The 4,505-nt window shown below is 57.8% G+C and carries 7 protein-coding genes and 1 pseudogene; all 8 read left to right on the top strand.

The window, feature by feature from the left end:
* The coding region (locus tag J7360_RS14150; RefSeq protein ID WP_209034105.1) for an ankyrin repeat domain-containing protein at positions 1-330 on the top strand (330 nt) is incomplete at its 5' end.
* A gap of 90 nt (positions 331-420) precedes the next feature.
* Positions 421-696 (top strand): hypothetical protein, encoded by a 276-nt coding sequence (locus J7360_RS14155; protein WP_209034108.1) that lies wholly within the window; start codon positions 421-423, stop codon positions 694-696.
* The gene (locus J7360_RS14160; RefSeq protein ID WP_209034110.1) at positions 693-1,067 is read left to right on the top strand and encodes a hypothetical protein; all 375 of its coding nucleotides are present in this window, start codon (positions 693-695) and stop codon (positions 1,065-1,067) included. The genes J7360_RS14155 and J7360_RS14160 overlap by 4 nt, the downstream gene beginning before the upstream one ends.
* 438 nt (positions 1,068-1,505) lie before the next feature.
* A complete protein-coding gene (locus tag J7360_RS14165; RefSeq protein WP_209034112.1) occupies positions 1,506-1,700 on the top strand; it encodes a hypothetical protein in 195 nt (64 codons plus the stop codon).
* A 1,034-nt stretch (positions 1,701-2,734) separates the two neighbouring features.
* Positions 2,735-3,244 carry a helix-turn-helix domain-containing protein gene (locus J7360_RS14170; protein ID WP_209034114.1) on the top strand — a complete coding sequence of 170 codons (510 nt, stop codon included), beginning with the start codon at positions 2,735-2,737 and terminating at the stop codon, positions 3,242-3,244.
* A gap of 112 nt (positions 3,245-3,356) precedes the next feature.
* A complete protein-coding gene (locus tag J7360_RS14175; protein ID WP_209034116.1) occupies positions 3,357-4,004 on the top strand; it encodes an Abi family protein in 648 nt (215 codons plus the stop codon).
* Between the two features lie 96 nt (positions 4,005-4,100).
* Positions 4,101-4,241 (top strand): annotated as a pseudogene (locus J7360_RS14180) (ATP-binding protein); the annotation flags it as partial.
* 64 nt (positions 4,242-4,305) lie between these two features.
* On the top strand, positions 4,306-4,505 hold a 200-nt coding region (locus J7360_RS14185; RefSeq protein ID WP_059001059.1), incomplete at its 3' end, for a transposase.

The following is a 4,505-nucleotide window of genomic DNA, read 5'->3' on the forward strand; positions in this document are numbered from 1 at the left end:
GTTGATCAGACCTTCCTTAGGTTCTTGCTTGAGGATTTAAATGCCGATCCAAACGTCGGAGACGATTACGGTCGCACCCCCTTGTCTCTTTTCATAACGGCCGGCGCTATGTCGTGGCGTAGCGATGATGAATTTGGAAGCGCTGTTATAGAACTATTGTTCGCTCATGGTGCCTGTGCTGACGTTCAGTTCACACCTGATTATGTGCATATAGCCGGCCGAGCAAAATGGTCAATCATGGACCACCTCAACGACCGCTTTCATGGACACTCCCAGCTGCCGCCTCGAATGAAGGCTATTTTCAGTAGCGCAATACAGCCTGGCTGCTAGTGACCAGGCGCGCGGAATGGGCGTAATCTATCCCAGTAGCTTGAGCTATGCCCGCGCCTCGGGATTCAGGGACGACTATCGGAGAAAAGCATGAATGCCAAGAACGAAGCAAAAACAGTGGATGTGTTGGCGGTACTGGGCGACGAATTGAGCTTGTATGGCGCAGCGGCTCGCATGGGTGGCGGTAGCTTCACCATCGACTACACGCCGGAGTTTCACGCTTCTCTAAAAGAAGCCCGCGACGCCGTGCGCGATCTGATCGAGGCGCTGCGTGATTGCGTAGATGCACAGCAGCCAATGGCGCAAATGCACGCTACGGAGCGGGCGCGCGCCGCGCTCGCTCGCGTGTCTGGGGGTGCAGCATGACCATCCGTTCACGCATCGATGCACGGGCGCTCAATGCGGCGCTGGAATCTTTCGAGCGGTGCGCCGACGAAGCGCCGCGTGGAACCTACGAACACGCCAAGCAGCTTGCCACGTTGATTGGCGAGACAGCCCAAAGCCTTATCAGTGGGTTGCGAGAAATCGGTCTGGACGCGAACAACTGCGACGGTATCCGTGAAGTTGAAGCCGTCATTTATGGCTATATCAAAGACTCCAACCCGGACGCCACCGTGTTCCCTACGGCCGAAGGATTTGGCGCGGCGCTCGAAGGACCGGCGCGTGATCGTGTACTTGTACAGGCGGTTCAGAACAGGGACTTCCTACAACGCTCATTCGCCGCCTTTGGCCCATGACAACCCACCCAAACCGCAGCCGCGCCGGTCATCCGGCGCGGAATCCTACGCCTGCGGAAATCGTACGGGCTAGGCAAGCCGCCGGCCTCAGCCAATCCGAGGCCGCCGTAGTGGTCCATGCAAACCTGCGGTCATGGCAGAAGTGGGAGCTGGGCGAGCGCCAAATGCACCCCGCCTTCTGGGAGCTTTTCCGACTCAAAGCCGCGGCCGGCAGTACGAAATAGCGATGTACCAATCGCTCAGATCGTTGTTCAGTCCAGTCGAGCGATGGAATTCACAAAGCCGTGGTCCGAGCGGGCCCTGCGCAATGTCACCATGTTGACCGCTGAAAGTGCGTGCTAATCAGTATAACCAATGACCACATTTAGACCGCCAGTCCATGCCCCTGCGCTGCGGGGGTATTGGCGGGCGATCCGACCCGGCTACCGAAGTAAGCTCATGGATAATATTTGGAACGACCAGGCTGACAAGCTTGAACAAGCATTGCTCGCAAACACCTCCGCTCTGATGCTCCATTATTTGCGGACAGCTGAAACGGCGTCCATCGAAAAACTGGCCGGAGACGCATTGATTGGAAGCGAGAACGCACGGTCCTCAGCTATCGCAACGCTTGCTGCTCGGCTCGACAGCTAATCATGGACCTTCCTGATTAGCCCCATCTCCCACCTCCGTTGCCTTCAAGTGGAGGGTCGGCAGGGATTCGTGCAAAAAACAGCAAATAGTGGGATAACTTGCTGTTAGTAAAGAATTTTTTCGCAGATTCCTGCCGGCCCTCAATCCCGGCAGCGTGTACTCCCGAATAGTCCTTGCGTGCTCTGCTGTGAAGCCGGCGACATCCGTCTATTACCCACCCTGCGACCGACCGGTCTCGCACAGTCGCCGCAAGACAGTTGCAGCGTGCCGAACCTCGAAAGGGACGAGGTAGTGGATGAGCGATGGAAGCGCCGTTTTATCTGGCAACTTCATGTTTTCACAAAAGAAGTTGGATTCTGCGAGTCATTTTTACACGTATGTCGGCTGAACCCCGTAAGCGGCCCACACACGCTTGACGGTGGTCACGGCGAGAAGGAAGTGCTGGGCCTATGGCTGGCGCAGACCGAGGGTGCCAAGTTCTGGCTCGCAGAGACGCTGAACAGCGGCCCGGAGGCTGGACACCCCAAGGGTAGACAGCTCAGGTGCGCGGCCGTCCACGCTTCGTCCACGGCCTTGGGGGTGCCCCTTGCACCCCCACAAGGGCGGGCGAAGCGGCGCACCAATTCGGGCAGGAGTACCAGGGCATCAACGGAGCCAAAGACTTCAAGCGAAAATTCCTGACAGCCCTTCGGGACGGTCAGGCGGTCTACCCGCAGGCAAGGGTAAAGCAAATCGATGGCGGTCTGATGTTGCAAGCTTCGCCGCCGCCGATCGCCAAGCGCTAACCTGGAAATCGGGCAGTCTCGGCCATTGGTGTGGAATTTCCTTACCCCACCCGTGGGGAAGACACGATCCCCAGGTGGGGGCGACGGACGACCACAGAAGAACCGCCAACAGTACAGCCATATGGCGTAACAATCGGAACATCGAGTGTTCGGGTGGGTGCCCTTTTTTCCCCACCCAGGCTCCCCGAATCTATTGAAGCCGGTAGCGGGTGGCCGTACCTTCGTCTCAACTGCATTGAAGACCCCGCCATGCCCAGCGAGAAGACAGAAGCCGAAATCATCAAGTTCCCCAACCCGGGCAAGCAGCTTTCGTCAACGGAGAAAATTTGGGGCAAGGCTGTATACAGCCACGGCTACGCCGGTATCCCCTCCATCTTGATCCAAGGTCAGCGGCGGCTGGGCCTGAATCCTATGCAGATGAACATCTGCATCCAGCTGCTGGACTACTGGTTCGAACCGGCGCGGAAGCCTTTCCCTACAAAAAAGGAGTTGGCTCAGCGCATCGGATGCACCGAGAAAACTATTCAAAACAACATCCGGGAGCTTGAGGACGCCCGGCTGGTGCAGCGCGTGCTGCGCAAGACCACAGCAGGCGACTGGAACAGCAACATCTACGACTTGAGTGGACTGGTTGCGAAGGTGCAGGCACTTGAACCCGAGTTCGCCCAAGAAAAACAGGAACGGACTGCCCGGAAGGCGCAACTCCAGAAGCCAGGCGGCCTAAAGGCAAAGCCGAAGTCGGAGTCGGAGTCGGAGTAAAAAAATACCCCGGCCGCGTACCTTGTGGGCAGAGACGGTAACGGGGTGTACAGAAGGAGCTTACCCCACGGGTCAGGCTTTTGCAATTACCACGGTGGAGGCATTCAGGAAGATGAGTCACGACAATTTTGAGGAAGCGCTGTCCCTGGAGCGCTTTGGCCGCTACTTGGCTTGGGCAGCTGACGACCGTGGCCAGGCGATCGCCCTCTATGGGCTCAATACGCGCCTCTCGGAAAGCCTGTATACGCCTCTACAAACGTTAGAAGTGGCGCTGCGCAACCGAATCCACACTGTCCTCGCCGAGGCTAAAGGGGATGAGTGGTACAGCGATGCTGCCGCCGTTCTGCTCTCTGCGCATCAGTCCGAGCAGATATCGAAAGCCATCGATGAATTGGGCAAGGCCGGAAAGCCAGTGACGCCTGGCGGCGTGGTCGCCAGTCTCACCTTCAGCTTCTGGACAACAATGTTTAACAAAGACTACGAAACGTTGTGGCAGCAGACCCTTCATAGGATCGTCGATCCTACTGCGTCTAAAGGGTTAAAGAGAAAGAGCTTCTCTGGGCCGCTGGCGCGCATCCGTGTATTGCGAAATCGAATAGCTCACCACGAGCCAATCCTTAACTGGAATTTGAGCAAGCACCACAATGAAATCTTGGGGTTGATTGAGTGGTTGTCACCGCCGGCACGGCGATGGTGTCACGAGAACGATCGCTTCCCGCAGGTGTACCCGAGCGAAGGAATCAAGCTGAGGCAGGAATAAGCTCCAGTGGCCAGGCCAGTGCGGATCGGCCCCCCTCGGCGAGCCGCTCGGTTAGCGCACTTTTGGCTGTTTTTTACACGAATCCCTGCCGACCCTCAATGGGATCAAGCCTTCGCCGGCGATACCACCCTCACGGCCGCCTTGCTGGATCGATTGTTGCACCACGCCCACGTCATCCAGATCAAAGGAGAAAGCTTCCGACTCAAAGACAAACGCAAGGCCGGCCTCATTCGGTAATCCCCCCGCCCATTAGCAGACGCCAGAAGTGGAATTTTCTCGTACCCTTTCTCGAGGAGGTTCCATGAAGAAGTCCCGCTTTACCGACAGCCAGATCATCGCCGTGCTCAAGCAGGCCCAGGCCGGTGCGCCCGTGCCGGAGCTGTGCCGCGAGCACGGCATCAGCTCGGCGACGTTCTACAAGTGGCGCAGCAAGTTCGGCGGCATGGACGTGTCCATGGTCGCGCGCATGAAGGAGCTGGAGGAGGAGAACCGCCGGCTCAA

The organism is Xanthomonas sp. D-99 (assembly GCF_017746145.1).
Classification (GTDB): Bacteria; Pseudomonadota; Gammaproteobacteria; order Xanthomonadales; family Xanthomonadaceae; genus Xanthomonas; species Xanthomonas cissicola.

What these genes read in the sequence shown, in the direction of transcription:
- J7360_RS14160 (WP_209034110.1), top strand. Translation starts at nt 693, where the DNA reads ATGACCATCCGTTCACGCATCGATGCACGGGCGCTCAATGCGGCGCTG.
- J7360_RS14155 (WP_209034108.1), top strand. Translation starts at nt 421, where the DNA reads ATGAATGCCAAGAACGAAGCAAAAACAGTGGATGTGTTGGCGGTACTG.
- J7360_RS14170 (WP_209034114.1), top strand. Translation starts at nt 2,735, where the DNA reads ATGCCCAGCGAGAAGACAGAAGCCGAAATCATCAAGTTCCCCAACCCG.
- J7360_RS14175 (WP_209034116.1), top strand. Translation starts at nt 3,357, where the DNA reads ATGAGTCACGACAATTTTGAGGAAGCGCTGTCCCTGGAGCGCTTTGGC.
- J7360_RS14165 (WP_209034112.1), top strand. Translation starts at nt 1,506, where the DNA reads ATGGATAATATTTGGAACGACCAGGCTGACAAGCTTGAACAAGCATTG.